Genomic DNA, 24,561 nt, shown 5'->3' with positions numbered 1-24,561 from the left:
AGAGTTAGGCCGTCACAGCAGCGCTGGCCGCTTGTGGGGAGTGGGATCCGTCATTGCCGGTGCTTCGCAGGCGCGCAGCCCGCGTGCAGCCGCCAGCAAGTCCAATTCGGATCGGTAGACGCCCGTCTGAACGCCGAAGGCACCCAGCAGCGTGTGAAAAAGGTTGTCGTGCGCGGCCGGTTGGGTGGCCAAGGTCTGGAGACAGGCCACCTCCGGCGCCAGCGTCTGCTGGGCACCCGTGCTCATCCACATCAGCATCGGTACGTGGAACTGCTCGTGCGGCGCCATCCAGCGAGGCATGCCGTGCAGATAGACGCCGCGCTCACCCAGCGACTCGCCGTGGTCCGAGACATAAATCAGCAGCACGTCTCGGCCTGACGGCTGTTCGGCCAGCTGGTCGATGGTGCGAGCCAACACACGACTGGTGTAGTCGATGGTGTTGTCGTAGGTGTTGATGAGCGCCTGGCCCTCGCACTCCTGCAGGCGGTTGGACTCGCATGTCGGCGTGAACCTCGCCGGCGCCGGGTAGCGCTTGTAGTACGCAGGCCCGTGGCTGCCGCGTTGATGCATCACGACCAGAGCGTCCTGGCTGGACGACGAGATCTTCTGCATCAGCGCCGGCACGAAGCTCTTCATCGAAACATTCGTTGTCGGTTCCGCAAGCCTTGTCTTGGACCGAGGAGGTCGCGACCCGCTTGCAGACCTCCTTGCAGCCTGAGTTGTTCTCGATCCAGCTGACGTCGACGCCGGCACGTTGCAGCACGTCCAGCAGGTTCTCCCGCTGGCCGGAGGTATCCGCCGAGAAGCGCTCGGCGCCGACGTCCGAGAACATGCAGGGCAAGGACGTGGCGGTGTCGGTGCCGCAGGACGTGACCTGTGAGAAGTAGACCAATGACTTGCCCGCCAAGGCCTCGTTGGTTGGCCGGGCATAGCCACCGAGCGAGAAGTTGTCGGCTCGAGCGGTCTCTCCGACGACGAGCACCACCAGCAACGGCCGAGGGCGGCCGTCAACTATCTTGGCATCGGTACCGACCAGTTCCAGAGCGGTCTTGCGCTGTGGCCGCAGCAATGAGTACAGGCCACCCAGGTAGTTGCTCGGGACCAGCTGTAGGCGCAGCTCCCGGTGGTTGCGGAAGGTGGATGCGTACAGCGGGTAGAACGCCGCCAACGCGGCACCGAGGGTCACCCCAGTGATGCCAAGCAGAGCCGCACCTCGTGTCAACCACTCACGTGGCCTGACCGGACGCACGCGCAGGATCAAGACGATGCCCGCTGGCAGAACGCCACGTACCAGGAAGTCCAGCAACAGCGAGCCGTTCATCAAGTCGCTGGCCTCGCGCAGATCGGTTTGCACGACGTTGCGCATCATGTGCTTGTCGAGCAGCACGCCCCAGCTGTCCACGAAGTGCGCAGCCAGCGCCGAGACCAGCAGGAGAACAGCCGACAGCGGCTTGACCAGCCGAAACGGAGCGAACCACCAGAGCACAGTGGTAGCGGCGAACCAGAGAACCAGACCTACAGCGATCGTGGCCGCTACCGCCGACAGCGACGGTGTCTGCGCTGCTGCGAAGGTCCGCCAGAAGTTGACGTTGTCCACCGTCACCAGCCACAGCGCGACACCGCCCGCCAAGGAGAACGATGACAACCCGCCGCTGTTATCGGCCGCGGGGACACGGCCGTGCAACAGGGGGCGCAGCCTCACGTTAAGCCACAGGCTCGCGCGGTGCCGTCCGTTTGTACTTCAAAGGTCTCCCCACACGTGTGGAGATGCAGGCAGATCGATTGGTTCACCGGATGTCCCCGAGAAAAAAAGACGGGTGGCTCTGCCACCCGCCAATCACCACCACGTGTCAGCGGCGATTCAGCGGGTTCTGCGCCACGTGCACCATCAAAGGCTGGCTGCTGAACCCAGCCGGTGCGAATCGGGCGAGGTCGACCGCTCGGCGATCCAAGCCGTTGAAGGTCCAGGAGAACTCCTTGCCTTCGCTGCGAAACTTGATCGTTTCGCCATAGGCCACCCTGAGGTGGCGTGCCGTTCCGAGGTCGACCGCACGTGCGCTCGCGCTTGTGCTTTGATCCGCCGGCTGGCCCCAAAAGGACTGGCCGCTTCGGAAAACGTCACTCGCCGATGCAGGCAATGACGCAGCGCCGAGCACGAGGGCGGCGATGAGGGTTGAGGTCGAACGCATGACAGGTCTCCTTCTCAAGATGTCCGCGCAACTGCTGTTCGCGCGGAAATGCCAACTACTCAGGCATCGAGAAGGACTCTAGAAATCTGGCCCTGTCGAGGGCCAAACGATCAGATGACAAAGCTGTCATCTGTGACCGAGCGGCGTCGGTCGTGCGACCTTGTGAGCGTTCTGATGGAGGCCGCGGCGGCCTCGGTCACTTGCGCGTGTTGCGCGGCGTCTTCGGATGGGCGCCATGCACATGCTTATGGGAATGCGCATGTTTCGTCGACGGCTTCCTCGCCGACCCCGACAGCGTCGACAAGATGCCGCAGTCTTTGCCGGACTGGATGTCCTCGCATTGGGAGCGCAGCGCCTTGAGTTCTTTCTCAAGGCTCTTTAGCTCTTGAATGCGCTCGGCGACATGGTCGATGTGTGCGTCCAGCAGCGCGTTGACGGCACCGCAGTCGGCCTGGGGTGCGTCCTTCAACTCAAGCAGCAGGCGGATCTCTTCCAGCGTCATATCCAGGGATCGGCAATGGCGAATGAATGCCAGCCGTTCCACATGCTCGCCGCCATAGATCCGGTAGTTGCTGCTGGTGCGTGCCGGAATCGGCAACAGCCCCTCCACCTCGTAGAAGCGCACGGTGACGACGGGTGTTCCGGTCGCATCTGCCAGCTCTCCGATCTTCATGTTGGCTCCCCGAGAGGTTGCGGGCTTGACTCTACATTGGCTATAGAGTTTCCAATCTCTGGACAGCACCTACTCAGGTGATGCGCATCGTCGGTGCTGCCACCAAAACGGTGTTCTGGATCCCGGTGGGCAATACCGGTGGCGCCAACGTCAGCCCGTTCAAGCCAATGCCCATCCCGGGCGATCTCGCTCGCGTCATCTCCGAGGCAAGAACCGCTCGAAGCTTCACGCTGAGGCTCGGAGCGGCTTTCCGCTCAGTTGCGCGTCAGCGGGTTCTGCTGCACGTAGACCATTCCCTGTGTCGCAGGGAAGTCAGCCGGCGCGATCTTCGCCACCGGGACGGCCTTGCGATCCAAACCATTGAAGGTCCAGGCGAACTGCTTGCCGTTGGGCGCCTGGAAGGTGACGGTCTCACCGTACGGTACGGTCACGTGCTTCGTCGTAGCGACGTCGACGATCCGCGATGACGTGGCACCGGCTGCTGCCGGTTGACCAAACATCGACTCGCCGTTGCGGAAGACATCCTTGCCGGTTGCCATCGCGTGCAGCGGTACGGCAGTGGCGATGGTCAGTGCGGCGATGCGAAGAATGCGAGAGGTGTTCATGGGGTTCCTTTTGTATGTCGGTCTTGTTCATCAAGCCCTGGTTGATCACGCAAAAGGAATGTAGAAATCAAGCACTAACCACACGGGAACGCGCAGATGACACTTGCGTCATCTACGCGGTCGTCGTGGACTCACGCTGCGTGAAGGCCAGCAGTCGCAGCGCATTGATGACCACGAGCAGCGTGGACCCCTCGTGGAAGAGCACCGCAACACCGATGTTGAGGCCGAGGATGGTGGCGGGAATCAGCATCGCGACCACTCCGAGGCTCACCCACAGGTTCTGCTTGATCACGCGGCTGGTGGCACGAGACAGCCCGACCGCCAGCGGAAGTTGGGCCAAGTCGTCGGCCATCAGCGCGACGTCAGCGGTCTCCAGGGCCACGTCGGAGCCTGCAGCACCCATGGCGATACCGACCGTCGCGTTCGCCATCGCCGGTGCGTCATTGACACCGTCCCCGACCATGGCCACCTTGCCCGTGTCGCCGCGCAGCTTCTTGATCGCCTCCACCTTGTCGTCGGGCATCAAGTCCCCTCGTGCCTCGGTGAGCCCGACCGACTGCGCCACCGCATCGGCCACGCGTTGGTTGTCCCCGGAGATCATGATCAGCCGCTCGATCCCAAGCGCCTTCAACGACTGCATGACCGCCGGTGCGGACGGCCGCGGCGTGTCCATCACGCCCAGGATTCCCAGGTAGCGGTCACCGTGCCGCACGAGCATGGTCGTTCGACCCTGGGAAACCAGGCGATCGTTCTCGACCACCACCTCGGGCGGGAGCTGTGCCCCCGGGATCTCCTTGAAGAGCACGGCCTTGCCGATGTGGACGGCGTCGTTGCCGAGCTTGGCCTGGACGCCGCGCCCAGTCACGCTCTGCACGTCGCGCACCTCCAGCGCAGGGTGATCACGTCCGAGCTTGTCGCGTGCACCCGCCACGATCGCTGCGGCCAGCGGATGGTCGCTGTGCTGCTCAACCCCCAGTGCCACAGCCAGCAGCTCCGCCTCGCTCGCTCCCCTGGCTGGGACGACGTCAGTCAGGCGCGGCTTGCCCTCGGTGAGCGTTCCCGTCTTGTCGAAAGCGATGGCTGTCAGTGTGCCGAGGTTTTCCAGCGGTGCGCCGCCCTTGACCAGCACGCCGCTGCGCGCCGCACGGGCGACGCCGCTCAGGACGGCGCTCGGCACGGAGATCGCCAGCGCACAGGGGCTGGCAGCCACCAGAACCGCCATCGCACGGTAGAACGTGGCACTGAAAGGTTCGTCGATGACCAAGCCAGCGCCCATCAACAACACGACCAGGATCAGGATCGACGGGACGAAAATCTTCTCGAACTTGTCGGTGAAGTTCTGGGTGGGCGAGCGCTGCGCCTGTGCCTCCGTCACCAGCCGCACCACGCGCGCCATCGTCGACTCGTTGGCGCGTTTGGCGACCATCATCTCCAAGGCGCCGGAGCCGTTGATCGTGCCCGCGAAGACCCGGTGCTCCGGCGGCAGACGGTCGAACGATGCCAACGCGGCCTGGGGATCGGACACAGGCTGCTTGTCCACCGGCACGCTTTCGCCGGTCACGGGCGCCTGGTTGACGCTGCTGGTGCCGAGCACCACGATGCCGTCGGCTGGCAGTCGCTCGTTGGGCTTTACCAGCACCACGTCACCCAGATTCAAGGTGCTGACGTCGACCTCTACCACCTGGCCGTCGCGGCGCACGAGTGCACGTTCGGGAGCGAGTTTCGCCAGCGCTTCGATGGCGCGCTTGGCACGGCCCATCGCGTAGTGCTCCAGAGAGTGGCCGAGGCTGAACAGGAACAGCAGCAATGCGCCTTCCTCCCACTCACCGAGGCAAGCAGCGCCGAAGGCGGCCACCAGCATGAGCGTGTCGATCTCGAAGCGACGGGCGCGCAGGTTCTCGACCGCTTCGCGAAAGGTGTAGTACCCGCCAAAGATGTAGGCGGCAAAGAAGAACCCCAGCGCGACCGGGTTAGAGATCAGCTGGGCTCGCCAGAGCAACCATCCAACCAACAAGAACCCACCAGACAGCAGGGAAAAGATGAGTTCCGAGTTGGCGCCGAAGATGCCGCCATGACTGTGATCATGGTCCTGATGCCCTTGCTCATTCGTGTGGCCGTGACCGTGGTCGTGCTTGTCGTCTTGATGATGTGCGTCGCCGTGGTTGTGGTTGTGCGGTTCGGCGCCTGCGTGATCAGCGTGTTGATGAGCGGTCGCAACGGTTGCGGGGCTGGCCGGTTTGCTGGCATCGTCCACGCGCAGGTCGAGTGCCTTCAGCCGGCCGAGCAACTGGCTGTCAGGCAAGAGCTGCCGGTCGTACTCGATCCGCGCGACCCCCGATGCCGAGGCGTCGGCCTCCAGTACCCCGGGGATGGCTCGCAACTGCTCTGTGAGCCGACGAGCCGCGCGGGCGTGTGTTGGTTCTTGCCTGGCCACCAGGTGGCCGTAGCGCTCGGTGAGCTGTGCGCCGGTGCTGAGCGCAAGCTCGCGCACTTTGCGCAGCGGCACCTGATCGGGATCGAAGTGGATGCACAGCTGCGGGTGATCCCCGTCGGTCTTGATGTGCGCTTTGTCGACACCGGGTTGCTCTTCCAAGGCCTTGGTCAGTCGCTGCACGCAACCGTCTCGCTCATCCGCCACGGACGGCAGCACGATGGAAAGCTCCAGATTCAGTCGCTGCGGATTGCTCATGGTGTGACCTCCTTGGTCTTGTGAGATTCGGATGGCTCGGTGGGCGACGGGGCGGAAGCGGCCTCGGATGAAGCCGTTCGCCGCAGCGTGAAACCGACCGTGGTGCGGCCTTGCGAGGAGCGGGCAAACGGGCTGCCGCCATGCATCTGCGCAATGGCAGCGACGATCGACAAGCCCAGGCCGTGGTGTCGGTCTGCGTTCTTGCGAGAGGTCTCCGCTCGGTAGAAGCGGTCGAAGACGCGGCTCACCCGGTCTGCCGGAATGGTCTCGCCTTCGTTCTCGACCTGCAGGTGGACTTCGTCCTCGTGGACTTCCACCACGAGATTGACGATCGAACCAGCTCGCGCGTACCGGGCCGCGTTGGACAAGAGGTTCGATGCAGCCCGCTCGATCAGCGAGCTGTCGATGTCCGCCGCGGCATCGCCTTGCACCTGGACCGTCAGGGAGTGGTCCGCCAGCGCTGCCTCGTGGAATGAGGCTACGCGCCAAAGCAGTTCGGCCAAGCTCGCGACGGGCTGGCGACGTGCCTGGGTGCCATGGTCCGCATGCGCCAGAAAGAGCATGTCTTGCACGATCCGGGCAAGCCGCTGCAACTCTTCAAGATTGCATTCGAGCACCACCCGCAACTCTTCGGTCGATCGATCTCGTCTCAGCGCTATTTCTGTGCTGCCGATCAAGGTAGAGAGTGGCGTGGCCAATTCGTGTGCAACGTCCGCGTTGAAGGCCTCCAATCTGTCGAAGGCGTACTGCAAACGTCCCAGCAGTTGGTTGAACTGCAGCACCAACGGTGCCAACTCATCGGGCTGAGCGGAGCCGTCCAGACGGCGGTCACGCGTTTCCACCGACAGCGCACGGGTCTGGTCAACCAGACGCCTCACAGGCTGCAATCCTCGCCGAACGAGTACGGATCCGCCTGCTGCAATGAGTAGCGCACCCACTGCCGCCGCTGCAGCCAGGGACGCCGCCAAGAGGCTGAGCGTGGCGGCATCTGCGCTCACGTCCAACGCGAGGCGGGTCTGCCAGAGATTTCCACTCGCGTCCGGGGCTGGCAACGCGAAGCGGAGCAGCCGCTGCGCCTCTCCCAGACTGTTTCCCGACCACCGGAAAAACAAGCTGCCATCGCTGCGCAAGATCTCCACCGATAGCAAGGTCTGGCCGACCAGCACATCCCCAAGCTTGTGGGTCAAAAGTCGCTCGTCACCGGACTCACGGGCTTCCTTGAACAGGTGTTCGAGCTGAACCCGTGGGCGTTCCAGTCGCTCGACCTGCTGCTCGCTCAGCCCCAGGTAGGCCCACCCGAACACGGCGGAACAGACCATGGCCAGAACGGTCAGGCTGAGCAGTGCGAGCCCAACCGACAGCCGCCGGGCGAGCGACCCGGGCGCTGCTGACTTCACCCCCGGTCCTCCAACACGTAGCCGAAGCCCCGCACGGTATGAAGCATCGGCCGATCGAACGGTGCGTCCAGCTTGTGGCGCAAGCGTCTGACGGCGACATCGATCACGTTGGTGCCGCTGTCGAAATTCATGTCCCACACGCGCTCGGCGATCTCGGTGCGCGACAGCACTTCGCCCTGGCGACGCAACAGCAGTTCGAGCAGCTGCAGTTCCTTGGCAGTCAGGTCCAGGCGTTGACCGCCACGAACCGCTCGGCGCTTGAGCAGGTCAAGCTCCAAATCGGCGAGGCGCAGCAGGGTTTCGACGCCGGGCGCCTGCGCGGGGCGAGCCCGCCTGAGAAGCGCGTGCAACCGAGCCACCAGCTCGGAGAACGCGAATGGTTTGACGAGGTAGTCGTCAGCACCGGCGCGCAGGCCTTCGACACGGTCGTCGGTGTGCTGGCGTGCGCTCAACATCATCACCGGCGTCGTCTTTACCTTGCGCAGCGCCGCCAGCAGCGACAGGCCGTCGAGGCCTGGCAGCATGCAATCCAGCAACAGCACGTCGTACTCGCACTCCATCGCCAGGTGCAGACCGTCGATGCCGTTGTGGACCACGTCGACGACGAAGCCTTCTTCGCTCAACCCCTTGTGGAGGTATGCGGCGAGCTTGGCCTCGTCTTCCACCAGCAGGACCCTCATCAGCTGTTGGCCTCGCTCATTTGCGCCGACGACTTGCCCGGCGCTCTTCTCGACGGGCAACTCGACGCCTGCGGTCCCGCACGGCGAGAACCACTGCAAGCACGACCGCCGCCACCAGCGCGACAATCCCCGAGACCCAAAAGTAGGCGTGTGCGGTCTCTTCTGCAGGGCTCATGTCGTTGGCGCTCTGGCGAAGCCACAAACATTCCGGTCACTTCAGCGTGAAGCGAACGCTCGTGGCAGCACCGCCGGCCACCGTGACCTGGCCGGCCACCTTGGTGCCTGCGGCGACCTTGAAGCTGCCCTTTGCCTCCAGGCGGTCTCCGGCAGGCGCAAGCGTTACATCCGCCTTGTCGGTTGACGACAACAGTGTGAGCTTGGCGCTCGCGCCTTTGAGATCCACCGGCTTGCCGTGGTCGCTGACGTACAGGGTCAATGTGTCGGCTTTAGCGACCAGTTCGTAGTTGACGTCTTTCACGACGCTGACCACGCCGCCGTGCGCCGGTTTGGCTTCGTGGGCATGGCCGCCGGCCTTGCCACCGTGGTCGTGGCCCTTGTGGTCATCGGCGGCGAGTGCTGGTGTGCTGCCGACGGCGAGCGAGACGGCGAGCATGGAGATGAGACGGGAGTTCATGAGTTGCCTTTCGTGGGTTGAAAATCGTTGGTTGACAGAAATGCCCGCGATCACGGGCGGGGTGGTACGGGGGTGGGGACCGCGGCGTTGGCCGCTTTTGCGCGCGCCGCCAAGGCGGTGCGAGGTTCAGTCCAGTGGGTGTTGTCGAATGCGTCCGGACAGGGCGTGGTTTCGCACTGCAAGGTCACGTGCTCGATCGAGTAGCGGTCCCGCAGCAGTGCGCGCAGGATGGCGATCAGCTCCTCGGGTGCAAACGCGGCCTCGTGCACGACGTGTGCGCTCAAGCTCGCCTTGCCGCTGGTCAGCGCCCAGATGTGGAGGTCGTGGATCCCGGTCACGCCCGGCACGCCCTGGATCGCTTGCGAGACGGCCTGCGCATCGGTGCCGTCCGGTACACCCTCGAGCAGGATGTTCAGGCTCTCCTTGAGCAACACCCAGGTCCGCGGCAGTACCCACAGTCCGATGGCCACGGCCACGAGGCTGTCGACCCAGGACCAACCGGTGTAGCGGATGACCACGGCTGCCACGATGACGCCGATCGATCCCAGCAGGTCGCTCCAGACCTCAAGGTAGGCGCCCTTGATGTTCAGGCTCGCGTCCTTGCCGCCTGCCAGCAGCCGCATGCTGACCAGGTTGACCACCATGCCGAGCGTCGCCACCACCAGCATGCCGGTCGACTCGACCACAGCCGGTTGCTCGAAACGCTGCCAAGCTTCGACGAGGATGTAGATCGCCACGCCGAACAACAGCAGTGCGTTGAATGCCGCAGCCAGGATCTCGAAGCGGTGATATCCGAAGCTGCGCTTGAGATCGGCCGGCCGCCTTGCCACCCGGATCGCGGCCAGCGCAATCGCCAGCGCTGCCGCATCCGTGAACATGTGCGCAGCGTCCGATATCAATGCCAAGCTTCGGGTGAGGACGCCGGCAACGACCTCGGCGACGAGGAAGCCAAACGTCAGGCCGAAGGCCAGCCACAGGGCTTTCTCGTTGTTCGGAGCTGCGTGTTGGTGGTTCGATCCCATGGTGTGCTCCTGGCGTGACCTGTGAGGTCACGCCATTGGCTGTCATGCGGGCATGTCCGCCGCTGCTGCAGGTGGGCGCTCCGCCACCTCATCCTCTTCGTCATCGCGCCGGTGGGCGATCCGATACAGAACGGGCAGCACCAGCAGCGTCAACGCGGTCGAGGACAGGATCCCGCCGATCACCACCGTGGCCAGCGGGCGCTGCACCTCGGCGCCGGTACCGGTGGCCAGCGCCATCGGAACGAAGCCGAGCGAGGCGACAAGCGCAGTCATCAGCACCGGGCGCAGTCGGGTGAGTGCGCCTTCGTGGATCGCGGCGTCGAGCGTGTGGCCGCCTTCTCGCAGGTTGCGGATGAAGGACAGCATCACCAACCCGTTCAGCACCGCCACACCCGAGAGTGCGATGAAGCCCACCGCAGCCGAGATCGACAGCGGGATGTCACGCATCCACAGCGCGATGATTCCGCCCGTCAGTGCGAACGGAATACCGGTGAAGACCAGCAGGCCATCTTTGATGTTGCCGAACATCGCGAAGAGCAAGGTGAAGACGAGCAACAGCGAAACCGGCACCACCACTTTGAGGCGGTTGGTCGCGGACTGAAGGTTCTCGAATTGCCCACCCCAGGTCATCCAGTAGCCGCTTTGCAGCTTGATCTGCTGCTGGATGGCTTGTTCAGCCTCGGCGACAAAGCTGCCGATGTCACGCTCCCGTACGTTCGCGCTGACCACGACGCGGCGCTTGCCATCCTCGCGGCTGACCTGGTTCGGTCCCGGAGCCAACGACAGCGTGGCGACCTCGCTCAAGGGGATAAAGCGCTGGGCGTTGTCGGCACCCTTGGGCAAGGCGATCGGCAGGCGGCGGATCGCCTCCTGGTCCGAGCGCAGGTGCTCCGGCAGGCGAACCAGGATGTCGAAGCGGCGATCACCTTCGAACAGCGTGCCGGCCTCGCGCCCGCCGATTGCGGTGCCGAGCGTGTCCTGCACGTCCTGGACGTTGAGGCCATAGCGTGCCGTCTTCTCGCGGTCGATTTGCACCGTGAGCATCGGCAGGCCAGTGGTCTGCTCGACGTTGACTTCCGCAGCACCGGAGATGCCTTGCAGCACCCCGGCGATGCGCGTGGCCGTGTCGTTGAGCACATCCATGTCGTCGCCGAACACCTTGACGGCCACGTCGGCACGCACGCCCGAGATCAGCTCGTTGAAACGCAGCTGGATCGGCTGTGAGAACTCGTAGTTCTGACCGGGCAGCTTGGCCACCTCTGCCTTGACGGCCGCCACGAGCGCCTCCCGGGTCTTGCGCGGTTCAGGCCAGTCTTTTGCGGGCTTGAGCATCACGTAGCTGTCCGAGATGTTGGGTGGCATCGGGTCGGCCGCGATCTCTGCTGTCCCGGTACGGGCGAAGACCCGTTCGATCTCGGGGAACTTGGCCTTGAGGGTGCTCTCTAGCTGCTGCTGCATCGCAACCGACTGCGACAGACTGGTGCCCGGAATGCGCAAGGCCTGCACCGCGAAGTCGCCTTCGTTCAGGCTGGGCACGAACTCGCTGCCCAGGCGGGTGGCCAGCAGGCCGGAGAGCACGACGGTGATGGCGGCGATGGTCAGCACCAGCGGTTTGGCCTGCATCACGCGGTTCAGAAGCGGCTCATAGGCACGCTTCGCCCAGCCCATCAGGCGGTTCTCTTTCTCGGCCACCTTGTCGCCGATGAAGAGTGCGACCGCCGCCGGCACGAAGGTGACCGACAGGATCATGGCGCCGATTAGTGCGATCACGACCGTGAACGCCATCGGGTGGAACATCTTCCCCTCGACACCCGCCAGCGCAAAGATCGGCAGGTAGACAATCATGATGATCAGCTGCCCGAAGATCAGCGGTCGACGCGCTTCCTGCGAGGCGAGGAACACCTCATGGAAGCGCTCCGAGCGTGTCAACGGTCGTCCGTGATGGGCTTGCGCATGCGCCAGGCGCCGCACGCAGTTCTCGACGATCACGACTGCGCCATCAATGATGATCCCGAAGTCGAGCGCACCGAGGCTCATCAGGTTGGCGCTGACCTTCTGGTTCACCATGCCGGTGAAGGTGAAGAGCATCGACAGCGGGATCACCATCGCTGTCAGGATGGCCGCCCGGATGTTGCCGAGGAAGAGGAACAGGATCGCGATGACGAGCACCGCGCCTTCCAGCAGGTTCTTCTTGACGGTGTTGATCGCCTTGTCGACCAGCACGGTCCGGTTATAGACCGTCACCGCATGGATGCCTGCAGGCAGGTTCTTGTTGATCTCGACCATCCGCTTGTCCACGGCCTCAGAGACGGTGCGGCTGTTCTCACCGATCAGCATGAAGACGGTGCCGAGCACCACCTCGCGGCCGTTGTCGGTGGCTGCACCTGTGCGCAGCTCTCGCCCAATCTCCACCGTGGCCACGTCGCGGATGCGCACCGGCACGCCGGCGTCGTTGCGCAGCACCACGTTGCGGATATCGTCGATGGAGCGAACCTGGCCCGGCGCGCGAATCAGGTACTGCTCACCCTTGCGCTCGATGTAGCCCGCACCGACGTTGGCGTTGTTGCGCTCCAGGGCGCTCACCAAGTCGGCCATCGTGAGCCCGTAGGACGACAGCTTGGTTGGATCCGGCGCGACGTGGTACTCCTTGGCGAAGCCGCCGATGGAATTGATCTCCGTGACGCCCGGCACGGTGCGCAGCTGGGGCTTGATGATCCAGTCCTGGATCTCGCGCAGGTCGGTCGGTGTGTACGGATTGCCGTCCGGCTTCTTGGCGCCGTCCTGGGCTTCGACCGTCCACTGGTAAATCTCGCCCAGCCCGGTCGAGATCGGACCGATCGCCGGTGTCACGCCTTGCGGCAGCTGGTCACGCGCCGTCTGTATGCGCTCGTTGACGAGCTGACGCGCGAAGTAGATGTCGGTGCCGTCCTTGAAGATCACCGTCACCTGCGACAGGCCGTAGCGCGACAGCGATCGGGTCTGCTGCAGGCCCGGCAGGCCCGCCATCACGGTCTCGATGGGGAATGTGACGCGCTGCTCGGTCTCGAGGGGCGAGTAGCCCGGTGCGCCGGTGTTGATCTGCACCTGCACGTTGGTGATGTCGGGCACAGCGTCAATCGGCAGCTTCTGATAGCTGAAGACACCGAGTGCCGCCATTCCTAGCACGGCGAGCATGACCAACCATCGGTGCTCGATGGCAAAGCGAATGATGCGTTCAAACATGAAGGAGCCTCGTCAGTGCCGTTCAGTGGGTGTGCGTCGCCGACGACTTGCCGGCTTCGGACTTGACGACGAAGCTGCCGGTGCTCGCGTAGCGGGCACCAGGCTTCAGCCCCTTGACGATCTCGACGCGCTTGCCGTCGCTGCGGCCGGTCTGCACCGGCTGGGCGAAGAAGCCACCTTGCGTCTGCAGGAAGACGACCGTCTTGTCGCCCATGGTCTGGATGGCGTCAGCCGAAACGGTGATGGGCGCAGCGGCTTCGCTCGCGCTCATCTCCACGTTGACGAAGAGTCCCGGGCGCCAGATGGCGCTGGGGTTCTGGACCGCGACACGCGCCTGCGCCGTGCGGGTCTGTTCACCGAGGAGTGAGCCGACATAGGCGACCGTGCCGCTGGCCGTCTGGTCGAAGGCCGTCGAGCGGATGGTCACACGCTCGCCGACACGTACCTGCGGCAGGTCCTTGGCGGGCACGTTGATCTGTGCCCAGACCACACGCAGGTCGGAGATGGTGAAAACCTGTGCGTCTTCCTTGACCTGCTCGCCGAGCGAAATGTGCTTTTCGACCACGGTGCCGTCGAACGGCGCACGCAGTTCGAAGCGGTTCAGGCTGCCCGAGCCAGGACCGGCACCGACGGCTTGAAGTTTCTGGCGCGAGTTGTTGACCGCGATCTCGGCTTCGCGCAGTGCGTTCTCGGCCTGCAGCACGTCCTGCTGCGGGGAGATCTTTTCTTCGAATAGCTTCTTCTCTCGTTCGTAGGTCGATCGCGCGAGCTTCTCGCGGGTCAATGCGGCTTGCAGCTCAGAACGCTGCTCGGAGATCGCCGGGCTGCTCACCACCGCCATCACCTGGCCTTTGCGGACCTGCTGACCGAGCGACACCGGCACGGCCTCGACGACGCCGGCGACCCGCGGCACAACGTGCGCGGTGCGGTCTTCGTTGAAACGGATCTCGCCGGGGAGCTGCAGCGTTGAGCGGATCGTGGCGGGTGCTACGGCGTCCATGCCAACGCCGGCGGCCTTCAACTGCTCGGGCGACAAGGCAATCACACCTTCGCGCTGAGAGAAAGTGAAGAGGAACGGCTCCTTGGCCGTTTGCACGGCCAGCGTGCCTTCGAACATGTGGGGTTCGGCGACTGGCTGGGTGCTGACCAGCGCATCCTTCTCGACCTTGAAGGTGACCTTCTCGACTTCGCCACCCGGGCGTGTCAACTCAGCCGTCACGGTGCCGACGGTCGGCGCCACGGCCTTGCCGCCCTGGTAGAGCCACAGCTTCATGCGTGGCACACCGCCTTCTTCGGCGAGCAGCAGTTCGACCCCGAAGTCGCCCTCGGCCAGCATCTCGCCGCCGTGGGATCCCTTCTTGGCTTCTTCATGGTGCTCGTTGTCGGCATGGCCAGAAGAGTGGTCATGGCCATCCTTGGCCTTTTCGCCGTGGTGCTCACCGTCGCCGTGGCCTTTGGCCTCATCGTGACCATGCCCATGGCCTTCTTCCGCTGCTGGTTTGGCGCGATCGGTGTTGAGAATCGCCACGGCGCCCACGCCGCCCAACGCGAGCACGGCGGCAATCGCGATCAGCTGCTTTTTGCCCACGCTGTCACGCATGCGCTCGACCAGGTTCGTCTTGGTGTTCATCTTCAATCTCACTGTTTGGTGCCCGTGCTCGGGCGATCGTTGGGGCTGCCAAGGCGGCGCTCGAGTTCGGCGGCGGCGCGATGCACCTCGGCGAGCGCCTGCAGGTACTGCGTGCGGGCTTGCAACCAAGTGCGTTGGGCGTCCAGCACCTCCAGGAAGCTGAATTTGCCGAGCTCAAAGCCGCGGCTCGCCGCCTCGTAGGCGCTTTGGGCGCCAGGCAGCACGTCCTTGCGCAGCGTCTGCGCTTCGCTGGCGCGTGCCTGCAGCTGGTCGACGGTCTGCAGCACTTCCGAGCGGATACGCCGCTCCTCGGACTCCGCGAGCGCCTGGGCAGCGTCCCGGCGGCGGAGCGTCTCGAGCTGCGCACCCTTGTTGGTGTCGAACAGCGGCAGCGGGATAGACACGCCGATCATGGGTTGGTTGCGGCCGATCTCCGTGGCGCGTTTGGCGCCCAGGCTCACCGTGACATCGGGGATGCGGCGTGCGCGCTCCAGCTCGTAAGCCGCATTGGCACGCTGCACTTCGCTCTGCGCGCGACGCAGCGCCGGCGCTTGCGCCAGCCGCTGGGCGACCGCCTCCGGTGCAGGTGGCGTCGGCAAGGTGTCTGCGCGGCCGTCCAGCTGGCTCACGGCGCCTTCGGAGACACCCATCACCAAGCTCAGGGAACGCAGCGCGGACTGGCGGTCGGCCTGCGCCTGGCGCAGCTCGATGCGCGACGTGGCTTCGGCCACGCGTGCACGGGTCTCTTCAATGGGAGACACCTTGCCGGCGGTCACACGGCGCGAAGCAGCGGCGCTGCCACTCGCGGCGATGCCCAAGGATTCTTCGGCGACCTTGACCCGCTCTTGCGCGATCAGGGCATCAAAGAACGCCTGGATCGTGCCGGCTCGAACGTCGGCCTGGCGGGCTGCCAGGTCGGCCATGGCCAGGTCGCGGCCACTGCGAGCCAGTTCGACCCTAGCAGCACGTTTGCCGCCCAGTTCGAAGGCCTGACTCAGCATGACGGTCGTCGTGCGGGTCTCGCGGCGGGTGTCTTCCTGGTCGACCCCAAGCGTCGGGTTGGGCAACACACCGGCTTGGTCGATCGCACCGCGACTCGCCGCGACGTCGGCTTCGGCGGCGCGCAGCAGCGGGTTCTGGCGCAGCGCGGTTTGCACCGCAGCGTCCAGCGAGAGGCCGGCAATGGTGGCGGAGGCCGCTGCGGCGGGAGCGCTTGCGGCCGGGGAAGGTTGAAGGGATGGACTGGCAGCAGGCGTGGTGGCCTGGCCATGTGCAATGGGGGTGATCAGTGCCGCACACAAAAGCGGCACGCAGGTTCTGCGCATCGAATACTCCAGAGGTTGCTAAGGCAGCCGGAAGGATTCGACGAGAGCAGCGGTGATCAGGTCAGGGGAAAGTCTTGCCTGGAAAGTGGTGCGCTCGCCGAATCAGGCGAGGCGCCAATTGGGGCGTTCGTGACGCTCCGGGTCGCGCGTGGGCAGAGGCTGGGCGGAGACGTGCGGAACCGGGGGCCCCGTCAAGGCGGGAACCTCGAGGGCTTGCAGTTGGACCGACTTGGCGGCGTTCAGGTGGCAGTAGCCGCAGTCGTTGTCCGCCATGAGCTTGCCGCTCTTGGTGTCCTGCGCATCGGTCTTGACCTTGCCGGAGTCCGAGTCAGTCTTGTGCTCGTGCTGGTGATGACCGATGTGTTGCGTGTCGGGAGCCGTTTCGTGCTGGCAATACGACGCTGCCGCAGCCCAGGTGAACTGGAACGGCAACATGACGAGCAGCAGGATGGTCAACCAACGACGCATGGCGGCGGAGTATAGAGGTCGATCTTTGAAGTTGTAGAGCTCACCCGTTGCAAACCCGGGACATCGGTCACGGCTAAGCAGCGTCGATTGTGGTCATTGGAAACCCTGAACCCGCTATAGGGTCAAGCGGTCCATGTGATTCGTACTGGATGAGCGCGATGCGCTTATTGCACCGACCACGCCTCCTGCACATCCTGGGCTGAATGACAAAATTGTCATGTAGGTGTTCCCTTGCGGAAAGCATCGCATCGCCACAGTGAAGTCTCCTACAACAGAGAAAGAGACTTCATGATGTTCGCAAGAATCACCACCGCCGTTGTGAGTGCAGTCGCTCTGTCGTCACCCGCATGGGCAGCTACCGACCAAGTGGCGTCGGTGCGCTGTACGGCAGACCTTGGACAGATGAAGAAGCTCGAGACGAGGGCCACACAGGCAAGCGTCACGACCGAGCCTGCCAAAAGTGGCCAGACCCTTGCCGCGCTCAAGAAGCTCGATGGCAACACGATCGGAACCGAGATCGGCACCGGGCCCTCACAGGACGTGCCGCTCGGGGCGCGGATCTTGACGCGAGACATGCCCGCGGGCGGGCCTGGCCGAGACATTCAGGGCAGCTGCTTCTGACGTCGCCTATACGTTCATTCTTGAGGGTGCGAAGCGGCAGTTCGCAGCTCCGTCGAATGATCCATTGCCTCGGCACTGAGGTCCGCGATCCACTCTCCCGGGGCACAGTCCGCAACGTGCGATCGGCGGGTGCTCACCCCAGGGCAGAAGTCAGTTTTCTTCGCCCCATCTCGCTTGCCACTGACTCAGCAGATCTGGTGTCCAGTGCGTCTGAAGGTAGGCCGCAAGGATGATTCGGACCTGTTCTTCGGGCACTGGGTAGGCCACGCATCCTGCCGTCGCCTCAGCTACAAGCATTGGGGGATCGGCGCGAAGGCCTTGGATCATTTCGGCAGCGCGCGCGTGCGTGGCATGCGCCATCAAGCCGAACCAGTTCGACAACAGCAGTTGCGCGAAGCTCCTTCGCGTTGCTCCAGACTTCAGCGTCAGCCGGTTGCAGCCAGGAAGCTGCGGCGCCAGTCTGGTCTGACGCAAGAGAGCCGAACCAACGCGACAGTGGTCGACCGCGAATCTCCAGGTTGTCCAGCTCCGCCAGAGTCTCGGCCACCTCGCGGATCAAACCCGAACGCACCACGGGGGTCAGAAGCTCGGCCAATGTGTCGACGTGGCCGTCGAGCTGCGTCTCGGGGGGAATCACTGCCTCGTCTTGATCGGGCTGCTGCTCGGCCACCGGCGCAAAGAGCCATGGATCAAGGTGCGTCAAGGCATCGAGTTGCTCATGAAGCTCTCTCATGAATTCAAGGAAGTCCACGCCCATTGCCAACAGCCATTCGCGCAACTCGATCACGTCTAGCCGTCGATTGCCTGTCTCGGCCTTGCTGACCGTACCTTGAACGCTGCCGAGGTGTTGCGCCAGATCGCGCTGCCGAAACTTGCCTTGTTCGCGGTACCTCCTCAACAGCCCGAGGAAAACTTGGTTGTGGCGGCGATAGAGGGACTTGCGCATGGAGACCTTTCAACCGGTCACCGTAGCGGCTGGCGCGCCGTATTCGGAAGAGGAATGCGCGTAGTAGCTTGAGGGCTGACATGCAGCGCGGTGGACATGCCCAGCGTGAAGCCCGCGGAGCCTGCCAGGCCGCGAAACTTCAGATGCTACTCTATGTATGTAGACGCTAAAGCATCACCGCGCGAACCTCGACCGGATGTCGGGGCGCAAAGTTCAACGTGAATCAGCACGGAGCCGTTTGGCTCGAAACCTGCGCGCCATTCGCACGTCACAGGGCATCTCGCAAGAAGAGCTGGGTGATCTCGCGCAGCTTCATCGCACGTATATAGGATTCCTGGAGCGGTTAGAGCGCAATCCGTCCTTGGAAAACATCGAGCGCTTGGCGGACGCCTTGAACGTGGACATCGTCGACCTGCTTGCGGTCACTCGATAGTGCCGTGTCGCTTTTGCCTGATCCTGGCAGCAGACTCACATGACGCAAGTTCGAACGGTCTGAGATCGGCATAGTCTTGTGGCGGAGGCGGCTGCTGCGGTGTTACCGCTTGGTCCAACTCATCGTCGAACACGCCGCTGTCGACGAGTTGCCTCACCCGTTCGATGTGGCTCCAGTCGGTCACCCATGGCAATTTGCTGTACATGCGCTTGAACCACTCCAACACCGCCGCTCCTGATGGAAAAGATGGTTCACCTTACGACGTTAGCGTTGAGATTCCGAATGGGAATCTAACCACAGGAATACTAGTCGCCTATTGAGCAGCGGCTTTGCCGTCGGCACAGAGCTGCCCATACTCGATGGACATGTCAAACAGCGCCGCATCGCGGCTTGCAGGATGTTCATCGCTAAACCCGTCTGCGAAGCGCCAGTGATGGCCGCGCTTGGGCGGAACGACAGTCGATATTTCTGGGCCGTCGAACTTTCGATCCGGCTTCCATGGTTCATCGTCAACACCGTTGTATCTGAAGGGAAAGACCGCCACCTCTGGTCGGTGTGCTGTGCCTGGGAAAAGGATGCTGCTGCGCTTTGCGAACCGGCGCCGGGTCGCGAGGTTGTGTCGATCCAGCAGATCGTGCCGAGCGAAGATGTCGTCGGCGGCTGGCACGTGCGGCAAATCGTGAAGGTTTGGCTTGCGCCACACCCGAACGGTATGGACTACGTCGTACTCCAAGACGACCGCGGAGAAGAGTTCTCAGGCGAATTCGGTGCGGCGCCTCCTGCGGAGTTGGGAGAAAGGCGTCTCGTGTTCACCCTCGACACTCGCAAACGGCGCGGCGGCGTACGTCGCCGCAACCCGAAAGAACCGCTCGGCCATAACCTCCCATTGCACCCTCGAGCCGCTGGTTTCACGTCAAAGGTCACAGCAGAGGAGCTCGCAGCCTTCATGGGAGGCATCGACGTCGATGGCATTGCAAACTTGGAAGGACTGGGTGCGCTATTCCACGTGGTAGACGAGAAGGTGTCGCCTGAACCTCGCTACCCGCAGTATCAAGTCTGGCCGACGATCCCTCGGCAGATCTTCGTTGACGTTCTCAAGATCTTGCGCACGGTTGAGGACTCATCGTCGCCGCACTTCTTCTTTGCGTACCAGGACCCGGACCTCGGTTCGCTCACGCCCATCGAAGTGCTTTTAGGCGCCCTGTTGGTCGAGCGTGAGTTACACAGAGACGCGCCCATGCTGCTGGCTGCAAATGCAGAAGATCGCCAGCAGTATGTGCTGGCCGCGGCACGGATCTATGCCAACACCGCCGCGATCTGACGCCAACTGCGAAAGGCTGCGACTCCCAAAGTCAATTCGGGGAACGGTGCTGCGCGAATTCGCTGCGTCAAGCGGCCGCAAGCGAATGTCGGTGATTGTTCAGCCTCACTTGGTCGTTCGGCCGAATGCCAACCCTCCACTTGATTTCACGGCGGCGAAGCGCGCCACAGCAGCGCTCAAGCAGGACTTGGCTGAGTTGGGTCTGCTCGATCGCGCCCGCAGCGTCTCCGTGTTCAGCGGATTCGTTTTGGAGGTGACGCCACAGCAGCTTCGGTTCTTAGCCCAGGCTCCAGGGGTGCAAGCGATTTGGCCGAACTCGCGTCGCCACAAGCTGCTGCAGAGCTAGGTGTGCCTCTGATCAAGTACTGCACCCGCTGCGCCCTATAGGCGCGCAGTCCAACGGCTCCGACGGTCAGGTGGTGCGACTGCCCCAAGCCCAATTGCCGCCCACGGTCACGAAAATCTCGGACTTGAGACGCAACGCAGCAAAGGCGGCTTTGATCTGGGCCGCTACGTGATCGCGCACCGCGCCTGCGTTGTCACCGTCGAGTTCGCCCATTGCGGCGGTGGTCGGGATGACGACCTCTTTGCCCTTGTCGGATTTGTGAACCTTTTGAAGCCCCAGCTTCTCCAGGGCAGCGTAGGCGGTTTCGTAGTCGCTAGAGGTGGCGTTCTTAAGGTCGAACGTGCAAAAAACGAGGTAGCTCATGATCGATTCGATAATGCTGAACGTGAATGCGGTTCACGCGGCCGAGGCGACTTTCACCGCCTGGATGTAGCTGAAATCAACAGACGACCCGTCGGTGCGGTGGACGTGGAAACCGTCGGTGGACCAACCTTCGCCGCTGTTGCGCTGTTTGGAGAAGTACTCGATGCCCATACCGGCTTTGGCTTCACCCGGCGGCAAGACACCGTCGTAGACCTGAAGCAAAGCGCTGAGGTCGGCGTGATCGGCCGACTCGGTCACTCGCTGGCCGAGCGTGTAGCGCGCGAGCATCGCCTTGAAGTAGTCCAAGGCCTCTTTCTGCAATCGCCAGCTTTTGCCGTTGGGCAGGGTCACGGGTTTCGTCATGTTGGTTCCTTTCGTGGATCAGGTGGAGCGCAGCGGCAGGGTGACGCGCGGTTCGATGGCCTTAAGGACCTTGTTTGCGGCCAGGATGTCGTCGTACAACGAAGCGTGTTTCGGCGCTTGAACGGTGACGACAAGCGCATAACGGATTACCTCAGCGCCTGACGGTGCCTGGCCTCCGCCATCGCGCGCGTTGTAGTGGATGTCGAAGACGGCGTGATTCAGACTGCTGCCGAGCATCCGGTCGCTGGCATGCAAAACCGTCTCCCACTTCCCGAGGTCCTGGCGCTGCTCCTGTTCGGTCCGGAACTCGCGCATCGAGAAGAACGATCGGGTCTTGATCTGTTTGCCGGCGGCTTTGGTCGCGTTCGGGCGGAAGGCGATGGTGAGGCCCGCCTTGGTGTAGGCCGCAGCGTCCTCCACGTCCACCGGGCTGGCGTAGCAGAACGTGGCGCTCAGGCGGACCTTTCCCTCCAGGGTAGCGTTGGGCAACGGCACTGGCGCGCGCAGATACTTGCCCGGACGCAGAGACCCTTGGTAGATGATGCGTGCCGTGCCGTCCTCGCACATGATCACCTTGTTGAGGTCGCTCGGAACACGCCCCCAGCCGGTCTCATCGACCAGCTCACCGGGATCGAGCTGCGCGGCATGGACCAGCAGCGCCTTGATAGTCAAGGGATCCACCGCATCGCCCAGTACAGCGCGCACGCCAACGGCGGTGCGCAGGACGTAGGGTGCGGCGAAGCTCGTGCCCATCGTGGTGGCCAACTCTGCCGCTCGACCGGGCACGGGGACGTGGAAGTATTCCTTCGGGCAGCCGCCGAACGCCACCACGTCGGGCTTGCGCCGCCCGGGGCTGCGACCTGGACCGATTGCGCTGTAGTCGGCGCGAGCCCAGGGAGTGCCGGAATGGTTGGCCGAGCCCACTGACAACGCATTCACGCTGTCCGCCGGCACCTGAATGCGGTTGAGCCCCATCGACGCATTGGCTTGGCCGTTGTTGCCGGCCGCCACCGTCATGAGGGTGTTCCCATCGCTCAGCATGGTGTCAAGCAAAGCGGTCCATGAATGCACGTCGTCGTCGTCGGTGGCGAGATTCGGACCGAGGCTCAGGTTGAGGAACTGGTATTGCCGTGAGAGCAGTACTTCTTCAATGTGCGCCAGCGTGCGGTACAGCTCTACCTCATCCTCGTGCTCAGCCTGATCGTCCAACACGCGGAAGTGGTCGACGTATGAATACGGCCGCAACGCCTCTCCGCTGGGTTCGATCGGACCGAAGAGAAACGCCGAGGTGACGCCCAGGCCGTGGCTGAGGTAGTTCGGCACGTCGCCTGCGGCGGTGTCCGATTTTTCATATCGATCGACGAACGGTGCGAGGACATGCGCTTCCGGCAGGCCACCATCGAGAATGGCCACTTTCGGTTCGTCTGACAGGGGCTTGGCGGACGGCAACTTGAATCCCACCGAAATGGGGCTGCCGCGCATCAACGGGCGAGCCGCACGGATGGTGGGCATCGGACGGACCACGCGCACCAGGCTGAACTGAGCCAGGCGATCAAGCCTACTGGCCGGACCAAACACTGCCACAAACAGCATCCGGCCGACCGGGAAGTCGAATTCGGTGTTGACCTCAAACTCGCAGCGTTGCGCGTAGGCCGCGAAAGCCTTGCGCAGCGCGTCGACACCCTGATCGGGGAAGAGGTGCAAGCCAACCTCGTATGCACGCCCCTGGTAGCCCTCGGTGCTGCGCACACGGTCGATTGACTTCATGCTGCTGAAGTTTTCGATCTCGGCGAACTGAATGGCCTCCCGAGTGCCTTCGCCGAGCTGCGTCGCAAGCGACGGCAGGCGTGCGAAAGCATCGCGCCGGCCGGCCACGAAAAGCTGGGTGCTCTCGGATTCCGGTCCTGCGGTCTTGCGCAACTCGCGGCGCGGGCGAACACGAATCGTGCGACTGCCGATCGAAGCCAGGCCCGCTTGGCGAAGCAGCCCCGTGGGGAAGAACGACTTGGCGATGTATGCGGGGTGCAGGTCCAGCTTGGCGACGGCGATGTCCGACGGGCAGGCCTCTTGCGGCAGCGTCTGCATCTCGAGTGCTGCAGCCACGATCTGAGGCACCAGGTGCGCCTTGGCCTCACCAAGGGTGTAGGGATGGGCCTTGTTGGGCTTGATGGGCGGCGGGGGAATGTCAAAGGTGAGCAGTTCGGCCTTGCCGATCAGGAAACGTGCGGCCATCGGTCAGTCCTCTTTCTGACGGCCACGGCCCTTGATCGGGGACGGGCCGGCGTACTTGCGAATCGTGTCGCGGGCTACGCCCGTCAACGCCATGATCTTGTTGTGCGACATCGCGTTGGCACGTGCCAGCTCGATGGCGAGTTCCTGCCGGGCAGGTTGGTCGAGATGCACCACATGGTCGGCTGCCAGGCTGACGACGAGTTCAGCCGGCGAGAGCCCGTTGAGCACAGCGCTTCGCCGCAGAGCCGCGATGGCGCGTTCAACGTCGGAGAACGACTTGCCTTGCAGGGCGCTGGCCAGCAGCGGCACGAAGGATTCGTAGGCAGCGACATCGCTGCCCAGGAAGCGCAGGATCGCCATCGCGAGATTCGATGCATCGGACTGGTCGAAAGTCAGGATGGCATCGAAGCGCCGCCAGAGGGCCGGGTCGACGAGTTCAGGGTGGTTGGTGGCCGCGAGCAGCAGCCCGGTGTCGGGCCATGCGTCCACCTCTTGCAAGATCGCCGTGACCAGGCGCTTGAGTCTCGCCCACGTCGGACTCATCGCTGCGCCGTTTGGCGATCGCGTCGATTTCGTCGAGCAGCAGCACCGCCTGGCTTGCCTTGGCATGGTCGAACACCATGCGCAGGTTGTTGCCGGTTTTGCCAAGCAGGCTGCTCATCACCGCGGTCAGATCCAGCACCCACAACGGCTTGCCGATCTGGGCTGCGATCCAGCGTGCCGACAGCGTCTTGCCTACGCCGGGCGGGCCGACCAGGATCGCCGAACGGGTCGGACGAATGCCGTGGGCGGAGAGCTTGTCGCGTTCACGGCGTTCACGCACGATGCCTTCCAGCTGGCGATACAGTGGGACTGGAAGCAGCGGTTCAGGCAGCCCGTCCAGGTCATTGAACACGCGGATCAGCGCCAGTCGCGAGTCATTGTCGACAGGCATGGAGGCCGCGCTCGGCTCGTTGGCCATGGTGGCGCGGCGAAGGATGGACGGTCCAACCGCGCGAGTCTGGGTGGAGCGCAGGACGTGGTTGATGCGTTCGGCGAACTCGGGCCGGCGCGTCCGGTACTTGCGGATCAGCTTGGCCAAGAGCAGGCGCACATCCTCCACAGCGCCCTCGGCCGCCAGCGTCATCAGATTGGCGAAATCGTCCTCCAGGATCTGAATCTCTTCGGACTTGCTCTCTACGGTCATTGGTAAATTGGCTTTCAGTCTGAATTCGTTGAATTGGCGAATTCTGCAATTTAATTGGCGAAAGCGCAAATTCACCTGACGACTGCTGCCAGACCCGCGATCAGCCGTCATGGCTACGGAGCCAGCTTCCCGGTGCTCCTCAGGGCGCCATCCCGACGGGCGCACAAAGCCACATCCCCGCTTTAGACCCGGTACGCCTGCTTTTTCACGCCTCCT

At 63.6% G+C, this 24,561-nt stretch carries 22 protein-coding genes and 2 pseudogenes; 4 read left to right on the top strand and 20 right to left on the bottom strand.

The annotated features are described in order from the left end of the window. Positions 1–12: 12 nt before the first annotated feature. The 3 genes and pseudogenes from LRS03_RS04685 to cadR all read right to left on the bottom strand — a co-directional run bounded on the left by LRS03_RS04685 (position 13) and on the right by cadR (position 2,862). Positions 13–1,597: pseudogene (locus LRS03_RS04685) on the bottom strand (phosphoethanolamine transferase). Positions 1,598–1,850: 253 nt separating this feature from the next. Beyond that, entirely contained in the window at positions 1,851–2,189 is a 339-nt protein-coding gene (locus LRS03_RS04680) for a CzcE family metal-binding protein (RefSeq protein ID WP_257824139.1), read from the bottom strand. Positions 2,190–2,385: 196 nt separating this feature from the next. Next, the gene (gene cadR / locus LRS03_RS04675; RefSeq protein WP_257824137.1) at positions 2,386–2,862 is read right to left on the bottom strand and encodes a Cd(II)/Pb(II)-responsive transcriptional regulator; all 477 of its coding nucleotides are present in this window, start codon (positions 2,860–2,862) and stop codon (positions 2,386–2,388) included. 35 nt (positions 2,863–2,897) lie between these two features. On the opposite strand from cadR, the pseudogene LRS03_RS26760 reads away from it, so the two are divergent. Beyond that, positions 2,898–3,047 (top strand): annotated as a pseudogene (locus LRS03_RS26760) (DUF3703 domain-containing protein); the annotation flags it as partial. A 69-nt stretch (positions 3,048–3,116) separates the two neighbouring features. On the opposite strand, the gene LRS03_RS04670 reads toward LRS03_RS26760, so the two are convergent. From LRS03_RS04670 to czcI, 10 genes are all read right to left on the bottom strand, one after another. After that, positions 3,117–3,467, bottom strand: coding sequence for a CzcE family metal-binding protein (locus tag LRS03_RS04670; protein WP_257824135.1), 351 nt, complete (start codon positions 3,465–3,467; stop codon positions 3,117–3,119). Between the two features lie 112 nt (positions 3,468–3,579). Continuing rightward, complete coding sequence (locus tag LRS03_RS04665; RefSeq protein WP_257824134.1) at positions 3,580–6,156, bottom strand: heavy metal translocating P-type ATPase; 2,577 nt, start codon at positions 6,154–6,156, stop codon at positions 3,580–3,582. Further along, the gene (locus tag LRS03_RS04660) at positions 6,153–7,553 is read right to left on the bottom strand and encodes a heavy metal sensor histidine kinase (RefSeq protein WP_257824132.1); all 1,401 of its coding nucleotides are present in this window, start codon (positions 7,551–7,553) and stop codon (positions 6,153–6,155) included. Before LRS03_RS04660 ends, LRS03_RS04665 begins: the two co-directional genes overlap by 4 nt. After that, on the bottom strand, positions 7,550–8,233 hold the full coding sequence (locus LRS03_RS04655; protein WP_257829407.1) for a heavy metal response regulator transcription factor: 684 nt from the start codon (positions 8,231–8,233) through the stop codon (positions 7,550–7,552). Before LRS03_RS04655 ends, LRS03_RS04660 begins: the two co-directional genes overlap by 4 nt. A 211-nt stretch (positions 8,234–8,444) precedes the next feature. Further along, positions 8,445–8,921: a hypothetical protein gene (locus LRS03_RS04650; RefSeq protein ID WP_489739911.1), complete on the bottom strand. Its 477-nt coding sequence runs from the start codon at positions 8,919–8,921 to the stop codon at positions 8,445–8,447. Continuing rightward, complete coding sequence (locus LRS03_RS04645; protein WP_257824130.1) at positions 8,918–9,889, bottom strand: cation diffusion facilitator family transporter; 972 nt, start codon at positions 9,887–9,889, stop codon at positions 8,918–8,920. Before LRS03_RS04645 ends, LRS03_RS04650 begins: the two co-directional genes overlap by 4 nt. 42 nt (positions 9,890–9,931) lie before the next feature. Next, positions 9,932–13,111: a CusA/CzcA family heavy metal efflux RND transporter gene (locus tag LRS03_RS04640; protein WP_257824129.1), complete on the bottom strand. Its 3,180-nt coding sequence runs from the start codon at positions 13,109–13,111 to the stop codon at positions 9,932–9,934. A 22-nt stretch (positions 13,112–13,133) separates the two neighbouring features. Continuing rightward, entirely contained in the window at positions 13,134–14,741 is a 1,608-nt protein-coding gene (locus LRS03_RS04635) for an efflux RND transporter periplasmic adaptor subunit (RefSeq protein WP_257824127.1), read from the bottom strand. An 8-nt stretch (positions 14,742–14,749) separates the two neighbouring features. Then, entirely contained in the window at positions 14,750–16,066 is a 1,317-nt protein-coding gene (locus LRS03_RS04630; RefSeq protein ID WP_257824126.1) for a TolC family protein, read from the bottom strand. Between the two features lie 102 nt (positions 16,067–16,168). After that, the gene (czcI, locus tag LRS03_RS04625; protein ID WP_257824125.1) at positions 16,169–16,534 is read right to left on the bottom strand and encodes a cation efflux protein, CzcI family; all 366 of its coding nucleotides are present in this window, start codon (positions 16,532–16,534) and stop codon (positions 16,169–16,171) included. A gap of 402 nt (positions 16,535–16,936) precedes the next feature. On the opposite strand from czcI, the gene LRS03_RS04620 reads away from it, so the two are divergent. Then, positions 16,937–17,155, top strand: coding sequence for a hypothetical protein (locus LRS03_RS04620; RefSeq protein ID WP_257824124.1), 219 nt, complete (start codon positions 16,937–16,939; stop codon positions 17,153–17,155). Positions 17,156–17,438: 283 nt separating this feature from the next. On the opposite strand, the gene LRS03_RS04615 is transcribed toward LRS03_RS04620, so the two are convergent. Beyond that, entirely contained in the window at positions 17,439–18,101 is a 663-nt protein-coding gene (locus LRS03_RS04615) for a helix-turn-helix domain-containing protein (protein WP_257824123.1), read from the bottom strand. Positions 18,102–18,297: 196 nt separating this feature from the next. On the opposite strand from LRS03_RS04615, the gene LRS03_RS04610 reads away from it, so the two are divergent. Next, complete coding sequence (locus tag LRS03_RS04610) at positions 18,298–18,534, top strand: helix-turn-helix domain-containing protein (RefSeq protein WP_257824122.1); 237 nt, start codon at positions 18,298–18,300, stop codon at positions 18,532–18,534. Here the strand turns inward: LRS03_RS04610 and LRS03_RS04605 are convergent. Continuing rightward, on the bottom strand, positions 18,524–18,757 hold the full coding sequence (locus LRS03_RS04605; protein WP_257824121.1) for a hypothetical protein: 234 nt from the start codon (positions 18,755–18,757) through the stop codon (positions 18,524–18,526). The two genes, LRS03_RS04610 and LRS03_RS04605, sit on opposite strands and share 11 nt — an antisense overlap. A gap of 174 nt (positions 18,758–18,931) precedes the next feature. Between LRS03_RS04605 and LRS03_RS04600 the strand changes: the two genes are divergently transcribed. After that, on the top strand, positions 18,932–19,855 hold the full coding sequence (locus tag LRS03_RS04600) for a hypothetical protein (protein ID WP_257824120.1): 924 nt from the start codon (positions 18,932–18,934) through the stop codon (positions 19,853–19,855). 412 nt (positions 19,856–20,267) lie between these two features. On the opposite strand, the gene LRS03_RS04595 is transcribed toward LRS03_RS04600, so the two are convergent. Genes LRS03_RS04595 through LRS03_RS04575 form a run of 5 tightly spaced genes read right to left on the bottom strand, consistent with a single transcriptional unit; the run spans position 20,268 to position 24,456 of the window. Beyond that, a complete protein-coding gene (locus LRS03_RS04595; protein ID WP_257824119.1) occupies positions 20,268–20,564 on the bottom strand; it encodes a hypothetical protein in 297 nt (98 codons plus the stop codon). Between the two features lie 33 nt (positions 20,565–20,597). Next, positions 20,598–20,927, bottom strand: coding sequence for a DCL family protein (locus LRS03_RS04590; protein ID WP_257824118.1), 330 nt, complete (start codon positions 20,925–20,927; stop codon positions 20,598–20,600). A gap of 18 nt (positions 20,928–20,945) precedes the next feature. Beyond that, positions 20,946–23,159 (bottom strand): S8 family peptidase, encoded by a 2,214-nt coding sequence (locus LRS03_RS04585; RefSeq protein WP_257824117.1) that lies wholly within the window; start codon positions 23,157–23,159, stop codon positions 20,946–20,948. A 3-nt stretch (positions 23,160–23,162) separates the two neighbouring features. Further along, a complete protein-coding gene (locus tag LRS03_RS04580; protein ID WP_257824116.1) occupies positions 23,163–23,648 on the bottom strand; it encodes an ATP-binding protein in 486 nt (161 codons plus the stop codon). Continuing rightward, the gene (locus tag LRS03_RS04575) at positions 23,596–24,456 is read right to left on the bottom strand and encodes an ATP-binding protein (RefSeq protein WP_257824115.1); all 861 of its coding nucleotides are present in this window, start codon (positions 24,454–24,456) and stop codon (positions 23,596–23,598) included. Before LRS03_RS04575 ends, LRS03_RS04580 begins: the two co-directional genes overlap by 53 nt. Between the last annotated feature and the right edge of the window lie 105 nt (positions 24,457–24,561).

Source organism: Rhizobacter sp. J219 (assembly GCF_024700055.1).
GTDB lineage: Bacteria > Pseudomonadota > Gammaproteobacteria > Burkholderiales > Burkholderiaceae_C > Rhizobacter.
Note: the sequence above shows the minus strand (reverse complement) of the source record. Positions and strands in the feature narration are given on the sequence as shown.

Bases quoted from the DNA above. Each gene is read 5' to 3' on its own strand.
- LRS03_RS04680 (WP_257824139.1), bottom strand. From the start codon at position 2,189: ATGCGTTCGACCTCAACCCTCATCGCCGCCCTCGTGCTCGGCGCTGCG.
- cadR (WP_257824137.1), bottom strand. From the start codon at position 2,862: ATGAAGATCGGAGAGCTGGCAGATGCGACCGGAACACCCGTCGTCACC.
- LRS03_RS04670 (WP_257824135.1), bottom strand. From the start codon at position 3,467: ATGAACACCTCTCGCATTCTTCGCATCGCCGCACTGACCATCGCCACT.
- LRS03_RS04665 (WP_257824134.1), bottom strand. From the start codon at position 6,156: ATGAGCAATCCGCAGCGACTGAATCTGGAGCTTTCCATCGTGCTGCCG.
- LRS03_RS04655 (WP_257829407.1), bottom strand. From the start codon at position 8,233: ATGAGGGTCCTGCTGGTGGAAGACGAGGCCAAGCTCGCCGCATACCTC.
- LRS03_RS04645 (WP_257824130.1), bottom strand. From the start codon at position 9,889: ATGGGATCGAACCACCAACACGCAGCTCCGAACAACGAGAAAGCCCTG.
- LRS03_RS04640 (WP_257824129.1), bottom strand. From the start codon at position 13,111: ATGTTTGAACGCATCATTCGCTTTGCCATCGAGCACCGATGGTTGGTC.
- LRS03_RS04635 (WP_257824127.1), bottom strand. From the start codon at position 14,741: ATGAACACCAAGACGAACCTGGTCGAGCGCATGCGTGACAGCGTGGGC.
- LRS03_RS04630 (WP_257824126.1), bottom strand. From the start codon at position 16,066: ATGCGCAGAACCTGCGTGCCGCTTTTGTGTGCGGCACTGATCACCCCC.
- czcI (WP_257824125.1), bottom strand. From the start codon at position 16,534: ATGCGTCGTTGGTTGACCATCCTGCTGCTCGTCATGTTGCCGTTCCAG.
- LRS03_RS04620 (WP_257824124.1), top strand. From the start codon at position 16,937: ATGAAGAAGCTCGAGACGAGGGCCACACAGGCAAGCGTCACGACCGAG.
- LRS03_RS04615 (WP_257824123.1), bottom strand. From the start codon at position 18,101: ATGCGCAAGTCCCTCTATCGCCGCCACAACCAAGTTTTCCTCGGGCTG.
- LRS03_RS04610 (WP_257824122.1), top strand. From the start codon at position 18,298: ATGTCGGGGCGCAAAGTTCAACGTGAATCAGCACGGAGCCGTTTGGCT.
- LRS03_RS04600 (WP_257824120.1), top strand. From the start codon at position 18,932: ATGTTCATCGCTAAACCCGTCTGCGAAGCGCCAGTGATGGCCGCGCTT.
- LRS03_RS04595 (WP_257824119.1), bottom strand. From the start codon at position 20,564: ATGAGCTACCTCGTTTTTTGCACGTTCGACCTTAAGAACGCCACCTCT.
- LRS03_RS04590 (WP_257824118.1), bottom strand. From the start codon at position 20,927: ATGACGAAACCCGTGACCCTGCCCAACGGCAAAAGCTGGCGATTGCAG.
- LRS03_RS04585 (WP_257824117.1), bottom strand. From the start codon at position 23,159: ATGGCCGCACGTTTCCTGATCGGCAAGGCCGAACTGCTCACCTTTGAC.
- LRS03_RS04575 (WP_257824115.1), bottom strand. From the start codon at position 24,456: ATGACGGCTGATCGCGGGTCTGGCAGCAGTCGTCAGGTGAATTTGCGC.